The sequence below is a fragment of the Pseudonocardia ailaonensis genome, assembly GCF_039531635.1.
In the GTDB taxonomy this organism is placed as follows: domain Bacteria; phylum Actinomycetota; class Actinomycetes; order Mycobacteriales; family Pseudonocardiaceae; genus Pseudonocardia; species Pseudonocardia ailaonensis.
This window is the reverse complement of the sequence record NZ_BAAAQK010000004.1, coordinates 183,236-206,851: the sequence shown is the minus strand read 5'-3', so window position 1 is coordinate 206,851 and position 23,616 is coordinate 183,236. Positions and strand designations below refer to the sequence as shown.

The following is a 23,616-nucleotide window of genomic DNA, read 5'->3' as shown; positions in this document are numbered from 1 at the left end:
GACCGGCGCCGCCGTCTGCTCACGCGGGCCGCACCCACAGCCAGGCGGCACGGACCCGGGCCTCGTCGCCGAACCGGTGCCCGGCCGCGAGGTAGACCCCGGGCAGGACCCGCCGCCAGCGGCCCTCCGACACCCGCGTCGCGACGGTCCGCGCCGAGATGCCGCACGCCAGCGCCTGCGCACGGGAGAGCACGCCCGCCTGTCGCCGGAGCAGCTCGTCGAGATCCACGCGGCGCACCCTGCACCGCGCCGGCACCACGTGAGCCGCTTCCGGAAGAACCGTTCACCACCGCGAACGGCATGTGATCACCGATTCGGACCGAGAGGCGCGGATTTCCGCACCTATCGGTCCCGCTCGGCGATCAGGGGCCGTCAGAGAGCCGTCAGAGGGCCATGGCCTGGGCGCGGCGCTTGATCTCGCGGTGCCGGCCGGCGCGCATGCTGGCGATGGGGGTGCCCGGGAGGCTGTCGTCCTCCTCGAACAGCCAGCGGAGGATGTCCTCGTCCGCGTAGCCACCGTCGCGCAGGACGGTGATCGTGCCGGCGAGGCCCTTCACCACGACATCGCCGTCGAGGAAGTCGGCGGGGACGCACGTGGTGCCCTCGTGGCGCAGGGACAGCAGGTGGCCGTCCTTGATCAGCTGGTGGACGCGGGTGCGCGGGATCGAGAGGATCTCCGCGACCTCGGTGGTGGGCAGGAGGGTGACGGCATCGGGAAGGACGGGTGTCTCCGCGACGGACGGCGTGGTGGACGGCTCGCTCACGGCCGACACGATGCCACAGCCCGGGCCGGGACGGGAGCCACCGCCCGGGCGGTGCGCCGTCTCGCCCACGCCTGACCACGCGGCGGGCGGGACCCGGCAGGACGGTACCGTCGGGGGGTGAACGCGCCCCCCGGAACGGCCGGCGCGCTGCTGGACGCGCGGTACCTCCTCGGACCGGTCCTGGCGCGCGGCGGGATGTCGACCGTGCACCGCGGGCTCGACACCCGGCTGGACCGCCCCGTCGCGATCAAGATCATGGAACCACGGATGGCCGCCGATCCCGTGTTCCGCACCCGCTTCGAACGCGAGGCGCTCTCGGCCGCCCGGATCGACCATCCCCACGTCGTGGACGTGCACGACCGCGGCCGCTGCACCACCCCGGCCGGCGAGCAGACCCTGTTCCTGGTGATGGAGCTGGTGGAGGGCGGCACCCTGCGGGACGTGCTGCGCCGCCGCGGGTCGCTCGGCGTGCCGGCGAGCGTCGCCGTGCTCGAGCCGGTGCTCGACGGGCTCGCCCAGGCCCACCGCCTCGGCATGGTCCACCGGGACGTGAAGCCCGAGAACGTGCTGATCAGCGACGAGGGCGCGGTCAAGGTCGCCGACTTCGGGCTGGTCGCCTCGGCCGCGCAGGCCGGCGTCAGCCACGCGGGCATGATCCTCGGCACCATGGCCTACCTGTCGCCGGAGCAGGTGGCGACGGGTCAGGCGGACTCCCGCAGCGACGTCTACGCCGCCGGGATCCTGCTGTACGAGATGCTCGTCGGCGCCCCGCCCTACGTCGGGGACAACGCCCTGTCCGTGGCCTACCGGCACGTGAACGACGACGTCCCGGCCCCCTCGGACATCGCGAGCGAGGTCCCCCCGGAGCTCGACGCCCTGGTCCGCCGCGCCACCTCGCGGGACCCGTCGCGGCGGCCGGTCGACGCGGCGGCCTTCCTCGCCGAGGTGCGCGCGCTCAGCACGGAGCTGGCGATCCCCCGCGTCCTGGTCCCCGTACCGCCCCCGCCGCCGGTCGACCAGCAGGAGACCGTGCCGGCGAGCCCGGTCCCGCTCGCGGCCATCCCCGAGGGCCCGCGCGGCACCCGGACGTACGACCGCGCGGACGAGGACCTGACGGCGCGGGTCGGCGAGGGGCGCGGCGGTGAGGGCCCCGTCGGCGAGGGCCGGGCCGCGCGCCGGCGCCGCGAGGCCGGGCGGTCGCGGTCGGGGCAGTCGAGGTCGGGGCAGTCGCGGTCGGGGCAGTCGCGGTCGGGGCAGTCGCGGTCGGGGCAGTCGCGGTCGGGGCGGTCCGGGACGGCGGACCCGCCGGACCACCGGATCGCGCGCCGCCGCAGCCGCCGCGTGTTCGCCGCCTGGATCGCCGTGCTGCTCATCCTCGGCCTGGCCGTGGGCGCCTCGGCGTGGTGGTTCGGGTCGGGGCGCTGGACCTCGATGCCGTCCGTCATCGGCCTCGACCGGTCGGCGGCCGAGCGGATGCTCGCCGATGCGGACCTGACCTACAAGGTCACCGAGGAGCGCCACGACGACGTCGCTGCCGACAAGGTGGCCGCGGCCGATCCCGCCCCGTCCGCCCGGCTGCTGCGCGGCAGCGCCGTGACCCTCACGGTGTCGACCGGGCGGCCGGTCGTCCCGGCGATCGCGGCCGGCACCGCCGTCGACGCCGCCCAGCAGACCCTGCGGGCCGCCCAGCTCGCCCCGGTGACGTCGAACTCGGCGCAGGAGTACAGCACGTCCGTCCCGCAGGGGGCCGTGGTGCGCACGGACCCGCCGGCCGGGGCCGCCCTGCCGATCGGCGGCACCGTCACCCTCGTGCTGAGCCGGGGAACCCCGCCCCCGCCGCAGGTCACGGTGCCCTCGGTGGTCGGTGAGCGGCTCGACGACGCCCAGGCGGACCTCGCCGCCGCCGGCCTGAAGGCGGACGTGCGGAGCAGCTTCCCGTTCGGCCGCCGCAACGGCCGGGTGATCGACCAGGAGCCGTCGGCCGGCGAGAAGGTCGACCGGGGCACCACGGTCTCGCTCGACACGTTCTGACCAGGGCGGATCGCCTGCCGCGGTACGTGACGGCCGTCCCCGGCCGCTCCGTACCGCACCCACCGGCCACCGTCGCCCGGTCGGCGACCCGACCACGCGGCGCGCCCGGCCAGGCGCGCCGGCCCGGCCGGGTGCGGACCCCACCGGGCCCGCACCGCGATCGGGTCAGCCCCGCAGCATCTCCGCGACGAGGAACGCCAGCTCCAGGGACTGCTGGGTGTTGAGCCGCGGGTCGCAGGCCGTCTCGTAGCGGCCCGCGAGGTCGGTGTCGCTGATCTCCTGGGCGCCGCCGAGGCACTCGGTGACGTCCTCGCCGGTGACCTCGACGTGGATCCCACCCGGGTGCGTGCCCAGGCCGCCGTGGACCTCGAAGAAGCCCTGCACCTCGTCGACGATCCGGTCGAAGTGCCGCGTCTTGTAGCCGGTGGTGGACTCGTGGGTGTTGCCGTGCATCGGGTCGCACTGCCAGATGACCTTGTGGCCGCTGGCGGTGACCTTCTCGACGATCGGCGGCAGCACGTCCCGGATCTTGCCGTTGCCCATGCGAGAGATGAGCGTGAGCCGGCCCGGCTCGTTGCGCGGGTCGAGCCGCTCGACGTACTCCACGGCCTGCTCGGGCGTGGTGGTCGGGCCGATCTTGAGGCCGACCGGGTTGTGCAGCAGCTCCGCGACGGCGATGTGCGCGCCGTCGAGCTGGCGGGTGCGCTCCCCGATCCACAGGAAGTGCGCCGAGAGGTCGTAGAGGGCGGGCCCGGTCGCCGCGTTCGGGTCGCGGTCGAGGTCGAGCCGCAGCATCGCCCGCTCGTAGTCGAGCAGCAGGGCCTCGTGCGAGGCGTAGAACTCGACGCTGCGCAGGTTGTGGTCCACGACCCCGCAGGCGTCCATGAAGCGGACGGCCCGGTCGATCTCCGCGGCGACGGCCTCGTACCGCTCCCCCGCCGCCGACGTCCGGACGAAGTCCTTGTTCCAGTCGTGGACCATCGTCAGGTCCGCCATGCCGGTCGCGGTCAGCCCGCGGACCAGGTTCATCGCGGCGCTCGCGTTGGCGTACGCGCGGATCATGCGCGACGGGTCCGGCGTGCGGTCCTTCTCGTTGGGCGCCAGGCCGTTGACGATGTCGCCCCGGTAGCTGGGCAGGCCCAGCGCGTCGGTGGGTGAGCTGCGCGGCTTGGCGTACTGCCCGGCGATCCGGCCGACCTTCACCACGGGCATCGACGCCCCGTAGGTGAGGACGACGGCCATCTGCAGCAGCGTGCGGATGGTCGCCCTGATGTGCGGCTCGGTGTTGTCGACGAAGGTCTCCGCGCAGTCCCCGCCCTGGAGCAGGAACGCGCGCCCCTCGGCGACGTCGGCGAGGCGGGACTTCAGCCGGTCCACCTCGGGCGGCAGGACGACCGGCGGCACGCTCTCGAGCACCGTGCGGGTGTGCGAGACGGCGGCGGGGTCCGGCCAGTCGGGCTGCTGGGCGGCGGGGCGGGCGAGGGCGTCGTCCAACCGGGCACGCAGGTCCGCGGAGAGCGGGGGCAGCTCGGGCAGGACGTCCACCGGGGCGTCGACGGACCAGTTCACGACCGCCAAGGGTATTCGGTCGCGGAAGCCCCCTCTCCGGGAACCCTCAGGAGGCGTCGTGAACGTGCGACTCGGCCTACCAAAGGTGCCGACTCGCGGGTCTTCCGTTCCGCGAGTCGGCACGCGGACCGAGTCCGCCATGTACCCGGCTCGGAGGGCGAGTGTGCGATCTACGACGTGGGGACGGAGGTCTCGATGACCTGCCAGCGGCGCAGGTTGAGGCGGGCGTCGGCCAGCGCGTCGTGGGCGTCCGAGCTGGGCGGGGGCAGCTGCGGCTTGCCCGCGTCCTCCCAGCGCTGGCGCAGCTCGCGGGTGAACCGGGGCAGCGCCCGCGGCAGGGCCGGCATGGCCCCCCAGAGCTGGCACAGCGCCACGTGGTCGTACGCCGCGATCCACGCCCAGAGCTCCACCTCGCCCGGCGCGCCGGTGAGGAAGGCGAGCAGGTCCTTGCGCAGCTGGGCCCGCGAGCGCCAGGCCGGGTCCGCGGGCGAGGGCAGCTTGGGCAGCACGTTGGCCCGCACCCAGGGGCCCGCCCGGCCCGGGTCGAACTCGGTGGACACGGCGTAGAACTCGCGCCCGTCCTCGCCCACGACGCCGATGGACACGAGCTCGATGGTGGTGCCGTCCTCGATGAACTCGGTGTCGTAGAAGAAACGCATGCCCGCCCTTTCGAACCTGGGCCGACTCTACGACGGCGGGGCCCCGGATGTCCGCGCCGGTCCCGGCGGTCCGTGTCACGTTTCGGGCACTCCGAACGACTACCCCGTGACGCCCCTCGCCCTCCCCGGAGAGTCCGCCCGTATGCGCCGCGCCCTGCCCGCCCTGCTGCTGTGCCTGGCCGCGCTCGTCCTCGCCGCCTGCTCCGCGCCCCCGCAGGCCGCACCCACGACCGTCACCGTGCGGCTGTGGGACGACCAGGTGGCCAAGGCCTACGGCACGTCGTTCGCCGAGTTCGAGCGGCGCAACCCGGACGTCCGCGTGCAGCTCGACGTGGTGCCCTACGCGGACTACTTCGCCGGCCTGCCGGAACAGATCACCGGCGGCGCCGCGGACGACGTCTTCTGGCTCAACTCCTCCTACTTCGGCTCGCTGGCGGACTCCGGGGCGCTGCTGGACGTCGGGGCGCTGCTGCCGGGCCGGGAGGGCCGCTGGGTGCCGGCGGCGGTCGATCAGTACCGCCGCGGCGGGAAGCTCTGGGGCGTCCCCGCGCTGACCGACGGCCGGATCGTCGTCTACTACAACAAGGCGCTGCTCGCGAAGGCCGGCGTGGACCCGGCGGCGCTGGCGTGGAACCCGGACCCGGCCAAGGACACGCTGCTGCCCGCGCTCCGGAGGCTGACCGTCGACACCTCGGGCCGGCACCCGGGCGAACCGGGCTTCGACCCGAAGGCGGTCGCCGTCTACGGCTTCAACGCCGGGCGCGACCTGCAGGCGATCTACTACGACTTCGTCGGCTCCAACGGCGGCCGCTTCCAGGACCCGGACGGCACCTTCGCCTTCGCCGAGCCCCGCTCGGTCGAGGCCTTCCAGTACCTCGCCGACCTGATCAACGTCGCGCACGTGGCGCCGGACGCGGACGACACCAACGACAATCCGGACTTCGCGCGGGACGCGTTCCTCGCCGGCCGGCTCGCGATCTTCCAGTCCGGCACGTACAACCTGCGCAACGTGGCGGACGGCGCGTCGTTCGAGTGGGGCGTGGCGCCGATGGTGGCCGGGCCGGTGGGCCGGGTGTCCGTCGTCAACAGCGTGGTCGCGGCCGGCAACGCCCGGACCCCGCACCGGGACGCCGTCGCGAAGGTCCTGGACTGGATCGGCTCCGAGCAGGGCGCGGACCCGGTCGGCGGGCGCGGCGCGGCCCTGCCCGCGGTCACCGGCTCGCAGCAGAAGTTCTTCGACTACTGGCGCGAGCGGGGCGTGGAGACGGCCGCGTTCGGCGCCGAGGGCGGCAGCGCGACGATCGACCCGCCGGTGGGAGCCCGGTTCGGGGCGGGCTCGCGGGCCTTCAACCCGGTCTTCGGGGAGATCTTCGCGGGCCGCACACCGGTGGGGCCTGGCCTGCAGAAGGCCCAGGACGCCGCCAACGCGGCGATCGTCTCCGGATAGAGCCCGGGCACTCAGGCGAACGGTGCTCAGGTGAAGAGCGGCAGGGTGGCGCGGCCCGGCCCCAGCACCGGCTCGGGATCGGCACCGAGCACGCCGGTCAGCAGGGTCGCGTAGACGTCGCGGAAGTCGGTGTCCGGCTTGAGATCCCCGGCGTCGAGGTCGGTGAGGCCGGGCTGCTGCCCCACGAACCCGCCCCGGACCGGCGCGCCGGCCACGAACACCGGGCCTGCGGTGCCGTGGTCGGTGCCCTGGTTCGCGTTGGCGGCCACCCGGCGGCCGAACTCCGAGTAGGCCAGCAGCGTCACCGCGCGCCCGCGGTCGGTGCCGGCCATCCGGTCCAGGAACCCCGACACGGCCTGGTCCACCTCGGTGAGCAGGCGCTGCTGGGTGCCGCGCTCGTCGGCGTGGGTGTCGAAGCCGCCCAGGCTGACCGAATAGACGCGGCACGGGGCGCCCTGCTCCACGCAGCGGGCCACGACGTCGAGCTGGGCCGCCAGCGCGCCCTTGTCAGTGCCACTGTCGGCGCCCGTGCCGGGCTTCGCGTCGACGGTCGGGCCCAGGGTCGTGACGGTCCGGTGCAGGTCCGCGACGGCCCGGGCCGCCACCGCCTGCGGCCCCGGCTCGTCGGCGGATCCCCCGAACGCCGCGAAGGCGGTGCCGAGCGGGCCGCCCGGCAGGGTGAGCCCGGACAGCGGCAGCGCGGCGCCGGCCGTGCTGGCGCCGGCGAGCAGGGGCGGGAGGACCGGCTCGAGCGACACGGCCAGCAGCGGGTCCCGGCCGTGGGTGTCGAGCCAGCGCCCGATCCAGCCGGACGTCGTGGGGTGGTCCGGCGACGCCGTCTGCCAGATGTCCATGGAGCGGAAGTGGCTGTGGTCCGGCCGCGGGTAGCTCACCCCGCGGACGATCGCGACGTGCCCGGCGTCCCAGAGCTTCTTGAGCCCGGTCATGCCGGGGTTGAGCCCCAGCCCGTCGCCGAGGCCGAGGACCTCGTGCTCGGCGTAGGCGAGGTCGGGGCGGGCGGCCTGGTAGGCGGGGTCCCCGGCCGGAACGACGGTGTTGAGCCCGTCGTTGCCGCCGTAGAGGGTCACCACGACCAGCACCCCGGTCCCCGCCGGGAGCGGATCGGTGCGGGTCCGGTCGGCGAGGTCCGACCAGCCCAACCCGATCCCGGCGGCGGCCACCCCGGCCGCGCCGGAGGCCAGCAGGAAGCGCCGTCTGGTCAGGGAGTTCATGCGCTCACCGTGTTCTCCGGGCTGGCCAGGGCGGCGGCCACGAGCTGCGGCGGCCGCGCGGCCAGCGGTCGCAGGGCCGCGGCCGTGCGGCCGGTCCAGGTGACGCCGAGCAGCGCGGCGGCGGCGTCGACCCGCTGCGCCTGCGGCTGGTCCGCCACCGGGGAGAGGTCGCCCGCCGCGGCCAGCGCCTCGGCCAGCCGCAGCCGCTCCAGCGCCGCCGCGGTGGTCAGCCACGGGGTCCCGGCGGGCCAGCCGCCCACGGACGGCGGCGCGAACGGCTCCTGCCCCAGCCCCCGGATCCCGCTGCGCAGCGCCGCCGCGGGAACCCGCGACGCCGGCAGGCCCAGCGCCCGCAACGCCCCCACCAGCCACAACACGGGCTCCCGGACCAGCACCGACGCCGGATCGGTGAACGCGGGTGCGCTCACCGCGGCCCGCACCAGCGCCGTCACGTTCCGCTGGGGGCCGTAGGCGGCGACGAGGCCGTCGAGGGTCGCCGGATCGGGCGGGGTGTCGGAGACGAACCGGGCCCACACCCGTCCGGCCAGGAACGCGGCCGACTCCGGGCGCCCGGTCAGCAGGTCGGCGAGGCCCGGGGCGTCGAACGGGGCGGTGTCGCCCAGCACGGTCTCCGGACCGGGATCGTGGCGCGGCGGGCGGAAGGTGGCGGTGCCGTCCGCGTTCACGGTCCAGCCAGTGAGCGCGCGGGCGGCCTGCCGGACGTCGTCCTCCGAGTAGTGCCCGACGCCCAGGGTGAACAGCTCCATGTACTCGCGGGCGAGGTTCTCGTTCGGCTTGCCGACGCTGCTGCCGCGCCCGTCGAGCCAGATCAGCATCGCCGGGTCGACGATCATCGCCGCGGCCAGCGCCCGGAAGTCGCCGCCGCCGAGCCGGCGCTGGGTCGCGTTCTGCCCGGCCATCAGCGCGGCGCTGCGGACCTTCTGCACGCTCGTGGCGAAATGGCCGTGCCAGAACCAGGTGAGGCGCTCGGGGAACGGCGCGGTCGTCGTCGCCATGCGGTCGAGCCACCACACCGTCAGCTGCCGGGCCTGCTCGGCGCGTTGCTGCCGGGCGGCCTTCTTCGCGGCAGTGTCGTTCTTGGTGGCGCTGTTGTTCTTGGCGGCGCTGTCGTTCGTGGCCGGGTCCGCGACCTCGGGGAAGGCCGGCGTCGGAGCGGTATCCGGGGCGGCGCCGAGCAGCGCGTCGAGGGTCGGGGCGAAGGCCGCGTCCGGCTCACCCGGGCGCGGGCCCAGCCCGAGACGCTGCCGCAGCCGTCGCACGGCGACCTGTTCGCTGACCGACACCCGCCCAGCCTGACGGCCGAATGTTCGAGGAACGTCAGGACCCCGATCGGCCCGCGTACGGCTACGCGGCCTTCTTCTCCCGCGCCGCCTGCTCCGCCTTCTCCTTGACCGAGGCCGCGTAGAGGTCCACATAGGTCTGGCCGCTGAGCTCCATGAGCGAGTACATGATCTCGTCCGTCATCGAGCGCTCGATGAACCGGTCCCCCGCCATGCCCTCGTAGCGCGAGAAGTCCAGCGGCTCACCGATCTTGACGTGCACGTGGCCGGGCCGCCACATCGTCGAGCCGATGGGGTTGACCTTGTCCGTGCCGATCATCGCGACCGGGATGACGGGGACACCGGCCTCGAGGGCCATCCGCGCGACGCCCGTCTTGCCCTTGTAGAGCCGCCCGTCCGGGCTCCGCGTGCCCTCGGGGTAGATGCCGAGCAGCTTGCCCTCGCGCAGCAGCCGGACGGCCGTGTCCATCGCGTCCTGCGCCGCGTTGCCGCCGGAGCGGTCCACCGGGACCTGCCCGACGCCGGTGAAGAACGTGCGCTTGAGGAAGCCGAGGAGGCCGGGCTGCGTGAAGTACTCGGCCTTGGCCAGGAACGTGATGCGCCGCGGGACCTGCAACGGGAACAGGAACGAGTCCGCGACCGCCAGGTGGTTGCTCGCGAAGATCGCACCGCCGGCGGCCGGGACGTGCTCCACGCCGTCGATCGTCGGGCGGCACCAGAGCCGGAGGAGCGGGCCGATCAGCACGTACTTCGACCACCAGTAGAGCACCGGTCGCTGCCTCCTCACCGCGAGGGACCCAGCCTACGGACGGCGGGCCGGGCGCGACAACAGAGGGACTCCCGGGCGCGCCGCGGGGCGGTGGCGTGCCAGGATGACAGGACCGTTGCGGGACGAGGGTGGGAGGCCGGCATGGCACACGAGCCCGAGGGGCCGGAGCCCTGCCCGCACACGCCCGAGCCGGCCGCCGAGAAGGCGCCCGAGGCCTCCCCGGACGCGGTCTCGGGCGCGGTCCCGGAGAAGGCACCGGGCCGGGCCGACGACTTCGACGCCCTGGTCGCCTCCTGGCAGGCGGAGGGCACGGTCCCCCGCTGGCCCGGTGGCGCGGACGACGGCGCCGTGCCCCCCGCGCCGGCCGGCCCGCCGGAGATCGACCCGCGGCTGGACCCGGAGGAGCACTACGTCCCGCCGGAGCCGCCGCCGCTGCCGAAGCTGGGTGCCGCCGTCGGCGTCGGGCTCGTGCTGGTGGCGATCGGGATCATCCTGATCGCGGCGCCGTCCTGGATCGGCACCTCGTCCGTCTACGGGCTGCCGCTGGGGCTCGTCGCGATCGCCGCGGGGATCACCTGGCTGCTGATGCGGCTGTGGCAGCCCGCGTCGACGGACGGCGAGCCGGACGACGACGGCACGCTCTAGGAGCGCACTGAAAAGCTCGGCCGGAGCTTTTCAGCACCCTCCTAGGGGCGCGCCACCGCCTCGCGGGCCAGCTCCGCCGCCCCGACCACCGCGGCCGCGGAGCCGAGCTGGGCGGTGCGGATGCGCGCCTTCGGCCGGTTCCCCCCGCCCGTGACGATCGCGGCGTAGTGCTCGCGGGCCTCGTCCAGGAACAGGGGTGCGGACACCGACACCCCGCCGCCGATCACGACGAGCTCGGGATCGAACACGTCCGCGATCATGGACAGGCCCTCGCCGAGCCAGCGGCCCAGGTCCGCGACGGCGCGCCGGGCCAGCCGGTCGCCCTCGCGGGCGGCCGCGGCCACCCGCTGCCCGGTGATCCGGCCACGGTCGCGCTGGGCCTCCCGGTAGAGCACGGACGACACGCCGTCCGGGTCCCCGAGCATCTCCAGGGCGGTGGTGCCCAGGGCCGTGCCGCTGCAGTACCGCTCCCAGCAGCCGCGCTTGCCGCAGGGGCAGGGCCGGCCGTCGGGCACCACGCGGACGTGCCCCAGCTCGGGCGCGACGCCGTGGGCCCCGCGGAAGAGCACGCCGTCGACCAGCAGGGCGGCGCCGATCCCGGTGCCGAGGGCGACGAACACGACCGTGCCCGCCCCGGCCGCGGCCCCGTGGCGGCGCTCGGCCAGGGCGGCGGCGTTCGCGTCGTGCTCGACGACCACCGGGACGCCGAGCCGGGCGTGCATCCGCTCGGCCACCGGCGCGTCCCGCCACGACAGGTGCGGCGCGAAACGGACCAGGCCCCGGTCCGCGTCGACGAACCCGGCGAGCGCCAGCCCGACGGCCCCGATCTCGTGCCGCCCGGCCAGCTCCGCCACGCAGGAGGCGATCGCCGACTCGAGGGCCTCGTCGCTGGCCGGGGTGGCGGTGCTGGCGCTGTCGATCACGGCGCCCTCGGGGTCCACGACCCCGGCGCGCACGCTCGTCCCGCCGACGTCGACGCCGACCGTCAGCACGTCAGGCCCGGACCACGGGGATGCGCTGGACCCGGGGACCCCGCCGGTCGTCCTGAGCGTCATCGGGAGCGGTCCCTTCGTCGTGCGGCAGCTCGTCCAGCAGCGCGCGCAGGGCGGCGAGCACTCCCCCGGCCTGGTCGGCGAGCCGGGCGAGCATCTCGGGGCGCTCGCCGCGCAGGAGCGCGATCACCGCGCACACCGGGCAGGACGTGCACGCGGCGGCGCCGCCCGTCCCCTCGACCAGGGTCCGGGCGAGGGCCTTCAGCTCGGTGGCGAGGGTCTCGGCGTGGGCGCAGCTCACATCCACACGCTCTCGTCCGGCGCGAACACCACCACCAGCACCGTCGCGTGTCCCTCCCCCTCCAGGCGCGCGCCGGTGACCTCGCAGCGGCGCAGCACGGCCGGCAGGCTCACCCGCCGCCGCGTGACCCCGACGGTGACGACGAGCTCGTCGCCGACCCGGGTGAGGTCCAGCGGGCCCTCGGCGGCACCGGGCAGCCGCAGGGCCAGCTCGAACTCCGAGTCCCGGGAGGTGCCCTCGCCCGCGGTGCGCTCGAGCCGGAGGGCCGGGCCGGCCTGCGGGCCGCGGGCGGCGGGATCCGTGTCGCCGTAGAGATCCTCGGAGAGGCCGAGCAGGGCCTCGACGCCGACGGGCTCGGCCGCGGCGTACGGGACGGCGGCGAGCGGGACCTCCGCGCCGGCCTCGGCCCGGAGCTCGGCGAGCACGGCTTGCTGCTCGGTGTGCCGCTCGCGCAGCCAGCGGGCGGTCGGGCCGCGCAGCGACGGGGGCGGCGCCGGCATGACCCGGTTGACCACCAGGCCGTCGACCTGGAGATCGTGCAGGGCCAGCGCGGTGAGGGTGCGGCGGGTCTCCGCGGCCACCACCCGTTCCGGGGTGAGGACGAGCCGGATGCTGGTCTCCGCCGGATCGGCGAGCATGGCCCGCAGGCCGGAGAGCCGGGCGGCGAGGCCGTCGAGGGCGTCGATGGTGCGCTCCCAGCCCTCGTTCTGCTCGTTCCTGCCGCTGATGCCGGCGATCAGGCCGCGGACGGCCCGCCGGTGCGCGGGGAACAGCCGCTCCAGGTACCCGGAGAGGGCCTCGGGCAGGCCCAGCAGCCGCAGGGTCTCGGCCGTGGGCCCGCAGTCGACCACGACGACGTCCCACAGCCCGGAGGTGGCGAGCCGGTGCACCTCGGCCAGCGCCAGGAGATCCTCGACGCCGGGCAGGACGGTCAGCTCGTCCGCCACCAGCTCGTCGATCCCGGCGCCCGCGAGCAGCGTGCGCAGGTGCCCCTGCAGCTCCGTCCAGGCGCCGTCGAGCAGCACCCGGGTGTCGACGTGCGCGGCGAACAGCCCGTGCTCGAGCTCGACGGGATCGGCGTCCAGCGCCGAGTCCAGCGCGTCACCCAGGGAGTGGGCGGGATCGGTCGAGACGACCAGGCACTTGCGCCCGGACCGGGCGAGGCGGGCGGCCGTGGCCGCGGCGAGCGTCGTCTTCCCGACGCCCCCCTTGCCGGTGAACAGCACGACCCGCACGGGGCGAAGCCTAGCCGTACCGGTTCAGGTGAGGCTCAGGCGCCGCTCTCCACGCGCCGCTTGAGGCCCTTGAGCGCCGTGTCGATGATCACCTTCTCCGCCTTGCGGCGGAGCATGCCGATCATCGGGATGTTGAGGTCCACGGCGAGGGAGTAGGTGACCGTCGTCGGCGCGCCGCCGGCGGACTCCAGCGTGTAGGAGCCGTTCTGCGCCTTCTGCATCTGGCCCTTGACCAGGGTCCAGCTCACGGAGCGGCCGTCGGGCGCCCAGTCGTAGGCCAGCGTGTACGTGTCCTTGATCGGGCCGGCGTCCATCGAGAAGCGGACCTTGTCGACCGTGCCGCCGTCCTGCTCCAGGATCTCCACGGTCTTCACCGCGTCCGCCCACTCGGGGTACGCCTCGAAGTCCGCGATGACCGCCATCACCGTCTCGGGATCGGCGTCGATGGTGATCGAGGAGGTCGTCGCGTCGGCCATGACGCGAACGTTACCGCCCCCGATCACCAGCGCAGCACGTACGGCTCGCCGGTCCGGCGGAAGTACCCGACGTTCACGCACTCGGTGCGCCCGCGCCGCGCCCGGGCGGCGAGGGGTTGGTGGACGTGCCCGAACAGGGCGGCCCGCGGGCGCTCGGCGTCGATCAGCGCGAGCAGCCCCTGCCCGCCGAGCTCGCGCCGCTTGGTGACGACGTCGTAGTGCAGCTCCGGGATCTCCGGCGGCGCATGGGTGCAGAGCAGGTCGATGTCGGTGATCGTCGCGACCGCGGCCAGGTAGTCCTCCGAGGACGGGAGGTGCGGGCGCCACGGGCCGCCCTTGCGTGCCGGGAACCCGGGCGGCAGGGGCACGCCCCCGACGAACCCGACGCGCAGCCCGCCGATCTCGACGACCTCGCCGTCCGGCACCCGGGTGCCCGGCCGCACGTGGGCGGGCCACAGGTCGGGATTGTCGACGTTGCCGGGGATCGCGTACGTCGGGTCCGGCAGCACGGCGAACATCCGCGCGTACTGCTCGTGGACGGCCTCGGTGATCACCGCGCCCGGGTCCGGGATGCGCGACCAGGCCCGTTCCGCGAAGGCGCGCAACGCCCCCGGCCCGCCCGAGCGCCGCACGCGCCCGAACTCCCGGCTCACCTCCGGGCCCAGGACGCGGCCGAGGATGCCGCCCTCGGGATCGCGGTAGTCGACGAAGTCGATCAGGTCCCCGAGCACGATCAGCGCGTCGCAGCCCTCGCCGGCGCGGGCCAGCGCGTCCACCTCGCCGTGCACGTCGGAGACCACGTGCACGCGCATGAAAACGACCCTAAACGGGCGGCTCACCGGGCGCGCGGCCGGCCTCCAGCCGCGCCTTGAGCGCCAGCGCGATCGCCTTCGCGGCGCGCTGCCGGCGCCCGGCCTCGACGGCCGCCCGCCGCGGCGACATCGGCCCCGGCGGCTCGGCCCGCAGGAAGTAGTGGACGACGGTCCCGTCGAGCACCTGCTCCAGCCACACCTCCATGCTCCCCACCAGCGCCCCGGCGACCGTCCAGCGGAACCCCTGCTCGCCACGGTCGGTGACCACCTCGAGCTCCAGGTCCGGCCAGAGCCGCGGCCAGCGGGCGGCCACGGCGAACTCGTCCGCGACGCGCGCGCGGGGCACGGCCAGGAACGTCTCGTCCACCACGTCGATGCTGGGCATGGTCGCCCCTCTCCCCCGCCTACCGTGACCGGACCGCAACAGAAACGGACGGATCGGACAGGCGCCACGCGTGCCCGCCACCGTCCCGACGCGGTATCTTTCCTCACGGGTAACCTGCCAACGCCGGCCCGGAGGTCAGCATCGTGCGCGAGTACAGCGTCCCCGCCACCGTCACGGTCCGTGCCGAGGAGAACCTCCTCGACGCCGTGTACGCCAACGCGGCGGAGCACGCCGGCGAGGTCCTGGTGAGGATCCAGGAGGGCAGCGAGTGGCGCGGGGTGACCGCGGCCGAGTTCGCCACCCGGGTCACGGACGTGGCGCGGGGCCTGATCGCCCGCGGCGTCGAGCCGGGCGACCGCGTGGCCCTGCTCTCCCGCACCCGCTTCGAGTGGACGCTCGTCGACTACGCGATCGTCGCCGTCGGCGGTGTCACGGTGCCGATCTACGAGACGTCGTCGGCGTCGCAGATCGAGTGGATCCTCACGGACTCCGCGGCGGTCGGGATCGTGGTGGAGAACGCCGGGCACGCCGGGCTGGTCGAGAGGTCCGCGGCGCAGCCCCGGTTCGTCCTGGAGATCGACGGCGGCGCGGTGGACACGCTGGTCGCCGACGGCTCGTCGGTCCCGGCCTCGCAGGTCGAGGAGCGGCGGGCCGCGGTGAAGGCGGACGACCTGGCCACGCTGATCTACACGTCCGGCACCACCGGGCGTCCCAAGGGCTGCGAGCTCACCCACCGCAACCTCCTCACCGAGATCGTCGCGGTCCGCGAGGTGCTCGCCGAGCTGCTCAACGCGAACAGCTCGGTGCTGCTCTTCCTGCCGCTCGCGCACGTGTTCGGCAAGGTCATCCAGTGCGGCGCGATCGCCTCGCGCACCGTCATCGGGCACACCCCGGACACCAAGAACCTGCTGCCGGACCTGCAGAGCTTCCACCCGACCTTCCTGCTCGCCGTCCCGCGCGTGTTCGAGAAGGTCTACAACGGCGCCCGCCAGAAGGCGCACGACGAGGGCAAGGGCTCGATCTTCGACGCCGCCACGGACACCGCCATCGCGTGGTCCCGCGCGATCGACACCGGCGGCCCGTCGCTGGGGCTGCGGCTCAAGCACATGCTCTTCGACAAGCTCGTCTACGGGAAGCTGCGCGCCGCGACCGGCGGTCAGGTGCGCGCCGCGGTGTCCGGCAGCGCCCCGCTGGGCGAGCGGCTCGGACACTTCTTCCGCGGCGTCGGCCTGCCGATCCTGGAGGGCTACGGGCTCACCGAGACCACCGCGGGCATCACGGTCAACGCGATCACGGCCCAGCGGGTCGGGACCGTCGGGCGGCCGGTGCCCGGGCACGGCGTCCGGATCGCCGAGGACGGCGAGATCATGCTGCGCGGCGACATCGTGTTCCGCGGGTACTGGCAGAACCCGTCCGCGACCGCGGAGGCGGTCGAGGACGGCTGGTTCCACAGCGGCGACATCGGCGAGCTCGACGACGCCGGCTACCTCACGATCACGGGCCGCAAGAAGGAGCTGCTGGTCACCGCGGGCGGCAAGAACGTCGCCCCGGCCGTCCTGGAGGACCGGCTGCGCGCCCACCCGCTCGTCGGGCAGTGCATGGTCGTCGGGGACGGGCAGCCCTTCATCGCCGCCCTCGTCACCGTGGATCCCGAGGCCCTGCCGGCCTGGCGGGAGCGCAACAACAAGCCCGCCTCCGGGGACCCGTCCTCCGCGGCCGACCTGGTCGACGACCCGGAGCTGCGCGGCGAGATCGCCGCCGCGGTCGAGGAGGCCAACCAGGCGGTGTCGCGCGCGGAGCGGATCCGCAAGTTCCGCATCCTGCCCGCGGACTTCACCGAGGCGGGCGGGGAGCTCACGCCCACGCTCAAGGTGAAGCGGGCGGTGGTGGCGAGCCAGTACGCGGACGAGATCACCGCCCTCTACGCCCCCGCGGACACCCCCGCCCCCGCCTGACCGCCCCTGTACGGGGTGATCATCAGGACCTCACGGCGATTTTTTCATGATCGAACAGCAGTGAGGTCCTGCTGATCGCTGCGGGGCGTGGTCAGCAGGACCGGGGTGTGCCCGTCAGGAGTTCCTGGAGGCGGGCGGCCCGGGTCGGGAGGGTCCAGGCCTTCTCCATCCACGCCCGGCCGGCCGCGCCCATGATCCTCGCGCGGTGCGGGTCCGCGAGCAGTGCGGCGAGGGCGTCGACGAGGGCGGCCGGATCGCGGCCGTCGACCACCTGGCCCGTCTCCCCCTCCCGCACGGTCTCGGGCGCCCCGCCGCTGTCCCCCGCGATCACCGGGACCCCGCAGGCGCTCGCCTCCAGCAGGACGATCCCGAGGCCCTCGACGTCGAGCCCTCCCCCGCGCGTGCGGCAGGGCAGCGCGAACACGTCCCCGACGGCCTGGTGGGGCGCGAGCTCCTCGGCCGGCACCGGGCCCGTGAACACCACGTGCTCCTCGACGCCGTGCTCGCGGGCGAGCGCGCGCAGCCGGTCGCGGTCCGGGCCGTCGCCGACGATCAGCAGCCGGGTCCCCGCGACCCGCTCGCGCAGCGACCCGAGCCCGCGGACCAGCATGTCCTGCCCCTTGCGGGCGACCAGCCGGGACACGCACGTCACCACCGGTGCCTCCCCGAGCCCGTAGCGGTCCCGCAGCGCGGCCCGGGCAGCGGGGTCGGGCCGGAAGGTCTCGGTGTCGACGCTCGGCGGCAGGAACTCCAGGGACGCCTGCGGCCCGAACGCCGCGGCGAACCGGCGGCGCGTGTAGCGCGAGATCACGGTGACGACGTCGGCGTCGTCGCCGATGCGGCGCAACGCCTGCCGGCCGCCGGGCACCATGGACCAGCCCACCTCGTGCCCGTGGGTGCTCGCGACGACCCGCTCGATCCCCGCCGCCCGCCGCAGGTACGGCCCGAGCAGCGCGAGCGGCGCCGCGGCCCCGAACCACACCGTGGTCGCGCCGTGCTCCCTGGCCAGCGCGGCCGCCGTCCGCGCGACCGTGGGGACGGGCAGCATCAGCGACGTCGGGTGCCGGTGCACGGGATAGCCGAGCCCGGCGTCGAACTCCACCGCGCCCTCCCAGCGGGGGGCGTACACGGCGAGCTCACCGGCGGGCAGCGCGTCGGCGAGGGCCCGCAGGTAGTTCTGGATCCCACCGCGCCGGGGCGGGAAGTCGTTCGTGACGAGGAGCGTGCGGGCCACGCGCGGACGGTATCGGCCCGGCTAGCCCGTCGACGCCACGCCCCCACCCGCCCGGGCCCGGGGCGGCACGCCCAACGGGCCGCCGAGGCGGTGGTGCCGGTCGTCTCAGAGCCGGCGGGCGCCGCTGAACGCGCTGCGCGAGACCGTCTGGTACTTCACGACGTCCCCGCTCTGCGGCGCGTTGATCATCTTGCCGCCGCCGGCGTAGATCCCCACGTGGCTCACCGGCGAGTAGTAGAACACCAGGTCACCGGGCTGCAGGTCGTTCCACGAGACCGCGGTCCCGACCCTCGACTGCGCGCTGCTGGACCGGGGCAGCGTGATCCCCGCCTGCTTGAACGCCCACGACGTGAGGCCCGAGCAGTCGAACGAGTTCGGGCCGCTCGAGCCCCACACGTACGGCTTGCCGAGCTTCGTCGCGGCGGCCCGGAGCGCCTCGACCCCGACACCCGTGCCGAGCGCGACGTCCGGCGCGGACTCCGAGGGCCCGTTGCGGTCGCGCAGCTGGGCCGGGCTGAGCCGGCGCAGCAGCTGCTCGGCGTCCTTGATCCGGGCGTCGGCGTCCGCCTTGCGGGTCCTGAGGTCGTCCGCCGCCGCGCGGGCCGCGTCGACCGCGGACTGGGCCTGGACGGTCGCGTCGTCCGCCCTGCGCTGGGCGGCGGCCGCGGTGTCGACCTTCTGCTGGAGCTGGCCGAGCGCGACCGCGCGGTCCGCGGAGAGCGTCTCCAGGGCCGACATCCGGTCGAGATAGGCCTGCGGGCCCGCGCTGTCGAGCAGGGCGTTGAACTGGTCCAGCCGGCCGCTCTCGAAGTACGAGAGCGCGACGCCGTCGACCGAGCCGCGGAACGTCTCCTCGTCCGACCGGGCCTGGTCCGCGGCCTGGCGCAGCGGCTGGACCTCGCCGCGGAGCTTGTCCGCGGCGGCCTGCTTGGCGTCGAGGTCGTCCGTGGCGGCGTGCCACTGCTCGGTGAGCGCCTCGGCCTCGCGCTGGACCGTGTCGAGCTGCTGCTGCGCCTCCGCGGCGTTCTGGGGCGGTGCGGCTGCCGGGGAGGAGGGGGCGGGCTGGGCGGAGGGCTGTCCGATCGGGGCGAGCGGGGCCGCGGGGGTGTTCCCGAGGCCGGCCGCGGCACCGCCGGCGGGCGGACCGGTCGTCCCGGGGACGGGCACCGGCACGGGGATGCCGGGCAGCACGGGGTCCGCGAACGCCGGTGAGGCACCGACACCGACCACGAGCGCGAGCAGCGCGGGGAGCACCACGGTCCGGCCGAGCACGCGACCCGGCCGGGCGCTTCGGCCGGCCTGGGCGGTCCGGCCGGCCTGGGCGGTCCGGCCGGCCTGGGCAGCGCGGCCGGTCCGGGTGGTCCGGTCGGCCTGGGGAGCGGACGTCCGGGAGGCGAGCGGGTGGTCGGGAGACGTACCTGGGGGCGGCACGGGTGACACCACGGCGGACGCGGCTCCCTCCTCGCACCCGCCGTGCGGCCCGGGATCGGGGGTTCCCGGGCCGTCCGCAGCGCCCTGCGCCGGCGGTGCCGTCGCGGGGCCGCCCTGGGGACGACGGCCAGCTCGACGCGATGGCGTGGGCGAGATTACGAGGACGTGATTCACCCGTCCAGACCCCGCGGCCACCGTCACGCCGCCAGCGGCGCGTCACCCGATCGGTGCGGATCCACGCCGCCGGGCGATCCGAGCCGCCGATCCGCTACACGGCGTTACGGCGTTCGGGCGCAGCGCCCCCGCTGTCGGTGACGCTCTGCGGCCGCGTGGGAACCAAGCGCAACCGCGGGATGAGGCCCTGGTCCGCCAGCACGGCCAGCGCGTGCCGTTCGGCGGCGTCGAGCTGTACCTGTGGCGCGCCGGACGGCACCTCCGGGCCCGGCTCGGCGGCGCCCGCGGCGAACTCGCCCGGGGCCCGCGACGGGACCTCCGGCATCCCGAGCAGGACCCCGATCACACAGTCACCGCAGGCCGCCCCGCGGACCGCGCAACCCTCGCAGTCGACGATCATCGCTGTACTCCCTCGACATCCGGTGGACCGGTCTGGAACCGATGCGTGAACCGATGCCGTGGACAGTAGGGACGACCACCGACAGTTTCCGGCGATCAGGGCCCTGATCAGCGCGAACGTGCGAGAGATCAGTGCCCGAGACGCCCGAGGAGCACCGACGAGGGCACCGCGTGGGCCCCCTTGCGGCGCACCGAGGCGACCACCGCGCGGTCCGAGGTGGCCACCAGCAGCGGCCGCCCCTGGGGCTCCGCCGCGACCAGGTCGCGGATCACGTCGTCGGCGATCACGGACGCGTCGCTGAACAGCACCCGCACCCCGCGCGTGCCGCGCGTCTGCGCGGCGGTGACCGCCGCCCCGTCGAACACCACGGTGATCTCCACGCCGGTGCGCGCGGCGAGCGCCCCCAGCTGCCCGACCAGGCGGCTGCGCTGGTCCTGCAGCGGCAGCTCGCCGTAGCCGGTCTTGCTGACGTTGTACCCGTCGACGATCAGGTGGACGGCCGGCAGTGCGAGCAGCGTGTCCAGCGCGGCCGGCGTGGTCACCGGGTCGCCGGGCGCCATCGCCCCCGGGCCCGCCACGAGGTCCGCGGGCCGCGGGCCGCCCCCGCCGAGGGACAGCTCCCGGCGCAGACCGGTGACGGCACCACCGAGCGTCTCCAGCAGCAGGCTCAGCCGCACCTCGTCGCCCTGGCGGGCCTCCTTGGCCGCCTGCCGGGCGGCCGCGACCTCGTCCGCCGCCCGCGCGGCCCGGGCCCGCTCCTCGTCCGCACGTCCGCGTTCCCGGTCCCGCTCGGCGACCGCCTCGGCCAGGCGCGCGTCCATCCCCTGCCGCAGGCGCGCGACCTCGGCCTCCAGGCCGGCCTGCGCGTCCGTCATCGTGCGCAGCCGCCCGCCCTGCTCGGAGACCTTGCGGCGCAGCTGCGTCAGCTCGTGCTCGCGATGGGCGGCGGCCTCGCGGACCTGGTCGTGGGCGGCCACGAGCTCCGCCCGCAGCCGCTCGACCTCGACGGTCAGCTTGTCGGCGCGCGAGAGCGCCTCGTCGCGCTCGGCACGCGCCTCGGCCGCGTCCCCCCGCCGGGCGACCGCGGCGACCGCGGCCCTGGCCTCCGCCGCGCCGGTGAGGACGGCGGCGGCCGCCACAGTGAGCGGCTCGTCCGGACCCGCGGCGAGCTCGCCGGGGCGGTGCTCCTCCCACCAGGCGACGACGGCGGCGCGGAACGCCGAGTCGTCCCGCAGCTCGCGGACCAGCACCGTGGCGCCGAGACGCGCCCGTTTGGCGGGGGTGAACCGCGCGAAGGGACGCAGCGTGCCGGGGATCTCGGGGGCCGGCATTCCCGCGACGGCCGTGGCCGCGACGTCGGCGAGCCGGTGCCGCACGGGATCGGGCAGCAGGTCCCAGTCCAGCCCGGCACGCGCATCGGGCCCGCTACCGGGAGCGGCTGCCGGGCCGGGGGACGCCGGGACGGCGCCCTGCGCGGGCGCGTCCCGGTCGTCCTCGGCGTACATCGGTCAAGGTTATCCCCTCTGTCGACAACCAACCACGACCTGCGCGCCCGCCTCACCCGCCGGTGCCGATCCGCGACACGCGTCGAACGGGTGTGCGAAAACTGTCGGTGGTTCGAACTACCGTTCCCCTCGTGACCGCTCCCCAGCTGTCGTTCGACGAGCTCGGCACCCCGCTGCGCGAGGTGACGTTCGTCGTCCTCGACCTCGAGACCACCGGCGGCAGCCACCAGCGGGACGCGATCACCGAGGTCGGCGCGGTGAAGGTCCGCGGCGGCGAGCGGATCGGCGAGCTGGCCACGCTCGTGGACCCGGGCACCGGCATCCCGCCCAACGTCGTGGCGCTCACCGGGATCACCACGGCGATGGTGGCGCGGGCACCGCGCCTGCCGACCGTGCTGCCCTCGGTGCTGGAGTTCCTGTCCGGCTCGGTGTTCGTGGCGCACAACGCCCCGTTCGACGCCGGGTTCCTGAGATCGGCCTGCGAGCGGCACGGGCAGGTCTGGCCCCGCCCGCCGGTGCTCTGCACGGCCCGCCTCGCCCGGGCCGTCCTCCCCCGCACGGAGTGCCGCAGCGTGGCGCTCGGCGCGCTGGCCCGCCACTTCGGCACGAGCACCCAGCCGAACCACCGGGCGTTGTCCGACGCGCGGGCGACCGTGGAGGTGCTGCACCACCTGCTCGAACGGATCGGCAACCTCGGCGTGCAGAGCCTCGAGGAGCTGCTCGCGCTCAGCCGCGAGTCGTCCGCCCACCGGCCCACCCAGCGGCAGCGCCAGCAGCGGCACCTCGCCGCCGCGGTCCCCTCGGCACCGGGCGTGTACCTGTTCCGGGGGCCGAAGGACGAGGTGCTCTACGTCGGTACCAGCGGCGACCTGCGGCGACGGGTGCGGAGCTACTTCACCGCCGGGGAGCGGCGGCGCCGCGTGCGGGACATGGTGGCGCTCGCCGAGCGGGTGGACGCGATCGTCTGCGCGCACGCGCTCGAGGCCGGTGTGCGCGAGCTGCGGCTGCTCTCCGCGCACAAGCCCAAGTACAACCGGCGCTCGCGGAACCCGGGCCGGACGTGGTGGGTCGCGCCCACGGCCGAGGCGTTCCCCCGGCTGTCGGTGGTCGGGAGCGGGCGCGAGGGGGCGCTGGGGCCGTTCGCGTCCCAGCGGGCCGCCTCCGCGGCGCTCGACACCCTGCTCGACGCCGTCCCGCTCCGCCGCTGCACCCAGCGGATCCCCCTGCGCGCGCCGGCGGCCGGCCGGCCGGCGCCCTGCATGCTGCACGAGCTGGGCCGCTGTGCCGCGCCCTGCGCCGGGCTGCAGAGCCCCGAGGAGTACGCCCCGGCCGTCGCCACCTGGGTCTCACTGGTCGACGGTGCCGCGGACGCCCCGCTGCACGCCCTCGCCGGGGAGGTGGACCGGCTGGCCGCACGGGAACGCTTCGAGGAGGCGGCCGGCGACCGCGACCGGCTCGTCTCGCTCATCGGCGCCCTGGACCGCCGCCAGCAGCTCGCCGCCCTGACCGCGCAACCGGAGCTGGTCGGCGCCCGCCCGGACGGCCGCGGTGGCTGGGAGCTCGCCGTGGTCCGGTACGGCCGCCTCGCGGCCGCGGACGTCGCCCGTCGGGGTGTCCGCCCGATGCCGGTGGTCGAGGCTCTCCGCGAGAGCGCCCAGACGATCCTGCCCGGCGACGGCCCCCTGCACGGCGCCCCGCCCGAGGAGGCGCGCCTGATCTACCGCTGGCTCACCACCGGCGGCACCCGCCTCGTCCACTGCGCCCCGTGGTCCGAACCCGCTCTCGGCGCGGGCCGCTGGCGGGCCTGGGCGGAGAAGGCCCGCCAGAACACCGAATCGGCCCGCACCACGGTCCACGCCCTGACCGACCCCGAACCCGCGAGTCGGCACTTTCGGTAGACCGAAACACACGTCTGCGACGTGCCGAGCCGGGTCCCGGGACGGGCGGGACCTCCCGAGCGGGTGCGCTCAGTCCGTCCCGACCGAGAAGGCGGCGTCCGTGTCGGCGCTCGAGTAGGAGCGGAAGGCGATGTGGGTGTCCGTGTGCTGCACGCCCTCCACCTTCGACAGCTTCCCCGCGATCACGTCGGCGAGCTGCTCGTGCTCGCGCACCTTCACCACCGCGATGAGGTCGACGTCCCCGGCGCACGAGTACACCTCCGCGACCCCGTCGAGGTCCGCGATGGCCTGCGCCGTCTCGGGGATCCGGTCGGCGTCGGTGTGCACCAGGACGATCGCGGTGATCACGGGGCTCTCCTACTCGGGCGTCGTGGACGTGTGTTTCGGCCTACGAAGAGTGC

23 protein-coding genes are annotated in these 23,616 nt (G+C 75.2%); 5 read left to right on the top strand and 18 right to left on the bottom strand.

The features are described from left to right. Positions 1-19: 19 nt before the first annotated feature. Positions 20-229 (bottom strand): type IV toxin-antitoxin system AbiEi family antitoxin domain-containing protein, encoded by a 210-nt coding sequence (locus tag ABD324_RS07415; RefSeq protein ID WP_344413835.1) that lies wholly within the window; start codon positions 227-229, stop codon positions 20-22. Positions 230-383: 154 nt separating this feature from the next. Then, entirely contained in the window at positions 384-764 is a 381-nt protein-coding gene (locus ABD324_RS07410; protein ID WP_344413833.1) for an Rv2175c family DNA-binding protein, read from the bottom strand. Between the two features lie 117 nt (positions 765-881). Between ABD324_RS07410 and pknB the strand changes: the two genes are divergently transcribed. Then, on the top strand, positions 882-2,795 hold the full coding sequence (gene pknB, locus ABD324_RS07405; RefSeq protein WP_344413831.1) for a Stk1 family PASTA domain-containing Ser/Thr kinase: 1,914 nt from the start codon (positions 882-884) through the stop codon (positions 2,793-2,795). A gap of 165 nt (positions 2,796-2,960) precedes the next feature. On the opposite strand, the gene ABD324_RS07400 is transcribed toward pknB, so the two are convergent. Beyond that, on the bottom strand, positions 2,961-4,364 hold the full coding sequence (locus ABD324_RS07400) for a class II 3-deoxy-7-phosphoheptulonate synthase (protein ID WP_344413829.1): 1,404 nt from the start codon (positions 4,362-4,364) through the stop codon (positions 2,961-2,963). A gap of 170 nt (positions 4,365-4,534) precedes the next feature. Further along, positions 4,535-5,023 carry a polyadenylate-specific 3'-exoribonuclease AS gene (locus tag ABD324_RS07395; RefSeq protein ID WP_344413827.1) on the bottom strand — a complete coding sequence of 163 codons (489 nt, stop codon included), beginning with the start codon at positions 5,021-5,023 and terminating at the stop codon, positions 4,535-4,537. Between the two features lie 106 nt (positions 5,024-5,129). Between ABD324_RS07395 and ABD324_RS07390 the strand changes: the two genes are divergently transcribed. Continuing rightward, on the top strand, positions 5,130-6,470 hold the full coding sequence (locus ABD324_RS07390) for an ABC transporter substrate-binding protein (protein ID WP_344413825.1): 1,341 nt from the start codon (positions 5,130-5,132) through the stop codon (positions 6,468-6,470). A gap of 26 nt (positions 6,471-6,496) precedes the next feature. On the opposite strand, the gene ABD324_RS07385 is transcribed toward ABD324_RS07390, so the two are convergent. From ABD324_RS07385 to ABD324_RS07375, 3 genes are all read right to left on the bottom strand, one after another. After that, entirely contained in the window at positions 6,497-7,702 is a 1,206-nt protein-coding gene (locus ABD324_RS07385) for a DUF1501 domain-containing protein (RefSeq protein ID WP_344413823.1), read from the bottom strand. Next, positions 7,699-9,006, bottom strand: coding sequence for a DUF1800 domain-containing protein (locus tag ABD324_RS07380; RefSeq protein WP_344413821.1), 1,308 nt, complete (start codon positions 9,004-9,006; stop codon positions 7,699-7,701). Before ABD324_RS07380 ends, ABD324_RS07385 begins: the two co-directional genes overlap by 4 nt. 61 nt (positions 9,007-9,067) lie before the next feature. Further along, positions 9,068-9,772 (bottom strand): lysophospholipid acyltransferase family protein, encoded by a 705-nt coding sequence (locus ABD324_RS07375; RefSeq protein WP_344414243.1) that lies wholly within the window; start codon positions 9,770-9,772, stop codon positions 9,068-9,070. A 141-nt stretch (positions 9,773-9,913) separates the two neighbouring features. Here ABD324_RS07375 and ABD324_RS07370 point away from each other — a divergent pair, with 141 nt between their 5' ends. Continuing rightward, the gene (locus ABD324_RS07370) at positions 9,914-10,417 is read left to right on the top strand and encodes a hypothetical protein (protein ID WP_344413819.1); all 504 of its coding nucleotides are present in this window, start codon (positions 9,914-9,916) and stop codon (positions 10,415-10,417) included. A 41-nt stretch (positions 10,418-10,458) separates the two neighbouring features. On the opposite strand, the gene ABD324_RS07365 is transcribed toward ABD324_RS07370, so the two are convergent. From ABD324_RS07365 to ABD324_RS07340, 6 genes are read right to left on the bottom strand one after another with little or no spacing between them, the layout of a single operon-like run. Beyond that, entirely contained in the window at positions 10,459-11,409 is a 951-nt protein-coding gene (locus ABD324_RS07365) for an ROK family protein (RefSeq protein ID WP_344413817.1), read from the bottom strand. A 1-nt stretch (position 11,410) separates the two neighbouring features. Continuing rightward, the gene (locus tag ABD324_RS07360; protein ID WP_344413815.1) at positions 11,411-11,710 is read right to left on the bottom strand and encodes a hypothetical protein; all 300 of its coding nucleotides are present in this window, start codon (positions 11,708-11,710) and stop codon (positions 11,411-11,413) included. Then, a complete protein-coding gene (locus ABD324_RS07355; protein ID WP_344413813.1) occupies positions 11,707-12,945 on the bottom strand; it encodes an ArsA family ATPase in 1,239 nt (412 codons plus the stop codon). The genes ABD324_RS07360 and ABD324_RS07355 overlap by 4 nt, the downstream gene beginning before the upstream one ends. A 35-nt stretch (positions 12,946-12,980) precedes the next feature. After that, positions 12,981-13,421 carry an SRPBCC family protein gene (locus tag ABD324_RS07350; RefSeq protein ID WP_344413811.1) on the bottom strand — a complete coding sequence of 147 codons (441 nt, stop codon included), beginning with the start codon at positions 13,419-13,421 and terminating at the stop codon, positions 12,981-12,983. Positions 13,422-13,444: 23 nt separating this feature from the next. Continuing rightward, the gene (locus tag ABD324_RS07345; RefSeq protein ID WP_344413809.1) at positions 13,445-14,233 is read right to left on the bottom strand and encodes a metallophosphoesterase family protein; all 789 of its coding nucleotides are present in this window, start codon (positions 14,231-14,233) and stop codon (positions 13,445-13,447) included. 10 nt (positions 14,234-14,243) lie between these two features. Further along, positions 14,244-14,618: a polyketide cyclase / dehydrase and lipid transport gene (locus tag ABD324_RS07340; RefSeq protein ID WP_344413806.1), complete on the bottom strand. Its 375-nt coding sequence runs from the start codon at positions 14,616-14,618 to the stop codon at positions 14,244-14,246. A 143-nt stretch (positions 14,619-14,761) separates the two neighbouring features. On the opposite strand from ABD324_RS07340, the gene ABD324_RS07335 reads away from it, so the two are divergent. Further along, positions 14,762-16,573 (top strand): AMP-dependent synthetase/ligase, encoded by a 1,812-nt coding sequence (locus tag ABD324_RS07335; RefSeq protein ID WP_344413804.1) that lies wholly within the window; start codon positions 14,762-14,764, stop codon positions 16,571-16,573. Positions 16,574-16,664: 91 nt separating this feature from the next. Here the strand turns inward: ABD324_RS07335 and ABD324_RS07330 are convergent, their stop codons facing one another. From ABD324_RS07330 to ABD324_RS07315, 4 genes are all read right to left on the bottom strand, one after another. Further along, positions 16,665-17,807 carry a glycosyltransferase family 4 protein gene (locus ABD324_RS07330; RefSeq protein WP_344413801.1) on the bottom strand — a complete coding sequence of 381 codons (1,143 nt, stop codon included), beginning with the start codon at positions 17,805-17,807 and terminating at the stop codon, positions 16,665-16,667. Positions 17,808-17,912: 105 nt separating this feature from the next. After that, entirely contained in the window at positions 17,913-19,238 is a 1,326-nt protein-coding gene (locus ABD324_RS07325) for an NlpC/P60 family protein (protein ID WP_344413799.1), read from the bottom strand. Positions 19,239-19,506: 268 nt separating this feature from the next. Continuing rightward, entirely contained in the window at positions 19,507-19,812 is a 306-nt protein-coding gene (locus ABD324_RS07320; protein WP_344413797.1) for a hypothetical protein, read from the bottom strand. Positions 19,813-19,940: 128 nt separating this feature from the next. Next, a complete protein-coding gene (locus ABD324_RS07315; protein WP_344413795.1) occupies positions 19,941-21,317 on the bottom strand; it encodes an NYN domain-containing protein in 1,377 nt (458 codons plus the stop codon). 131 nt (positions 21,318-21,448) lie between these two features. Here ABD324_RS07315 and ABD324_RS07310 point away from each other — a divergent pair, with 131 nt between their 5' ends. Further along, positions 21,449-23,215 carry a DEDD exonuclease domain-containing protein gene (locus tag ABD324_RS07310; protein ID WP_344413793.1) on the top strand — a complete coding sequence of 589 codons (1,767 nt, stop codon included), beginning with the start codon at positions 21,449-21,451 and terminating at the stop codon, positions 23,213-23,215. Between the two features lie 69 nt (positions 23,216-23,284). Here the strand turns inward: ABD324_RS07310 and ABD324_RS07305 are convergent, their stop codons facing one another. Beyond that, the gene (locus ABD324_RS07305; protein WP_344413790.1) at positions 23,285-23,563 is read right to left on the bottom strand and encodes an Lrp/AsnC family transcriptional regulator; all 279 of its coding nucleotides are present in this window, start codon (positions 23,561-23,563) and stop codon (positions 23,285-23,287) included. Positions 23,564-23,616: the final 53 nt, after the last annotated feature.

Bases quoted from the DNA above. Each gene is read 5' to 3' on its own strand.
- ABD324_RS07340 (WP_344413806.1), bottom strand. From the start codon at position 14,618: ATGCCCAGCATCGACGTGGTGGACGAGACGTTCCTGGCCGTGCCCCGC.
- ABD324_RS07370 (WP_344413819.1), top strand. From the start codon at position 9,914: ATGGCACACGAGCCCGAGGGGCCGGAGCCCTGCCCGCACACGCCCGAG.
- ABD324_RS07345 (WP_344413809.1), bottom strand. From the start codon at position 14,233: ATGCGCGTGCACGTGGTCTCCGACGTGCACGGCGAGGTGGACGCGCTG.
- ABD324_RS07385 (WP_344413823.1), bottom strand. From the start codon at position 7,702: ATGAACTCCCTGACCAGACGGCGCTTCCTGCTGGCCTCCGGCGCGGCC.
- ABD324_RS07395 (WP_344413827.1), bottom strand. From the start codon at position 5,023: ATGCGTTTCTTCTACGACACCGAGTTCATCGAGGACGGCACCACCATC.
- ABD324_RS07315 (WP_344413795.1), bottom strand. From the start codon at position 21,317: ATGTACGCCGAGGACGACCGGGACGCGCCCGCGCAGGGCGCCGTCCCG.
- ABD324_RS07350 (WP_344413811.1), bottom strand. From the start codon at position 13,421: ATGGCCGACGCGACGACCTCCTCGATCACCATCGACGCCGATCCCGAG.
- ABD324_RS07320 (WP_344413797.1), bottom strand. From the start codon at position 19,812: ATGATCGTCGACTGCGAGGGTTGCGCGGTCCGCGGGGCGGCCTGCGGT.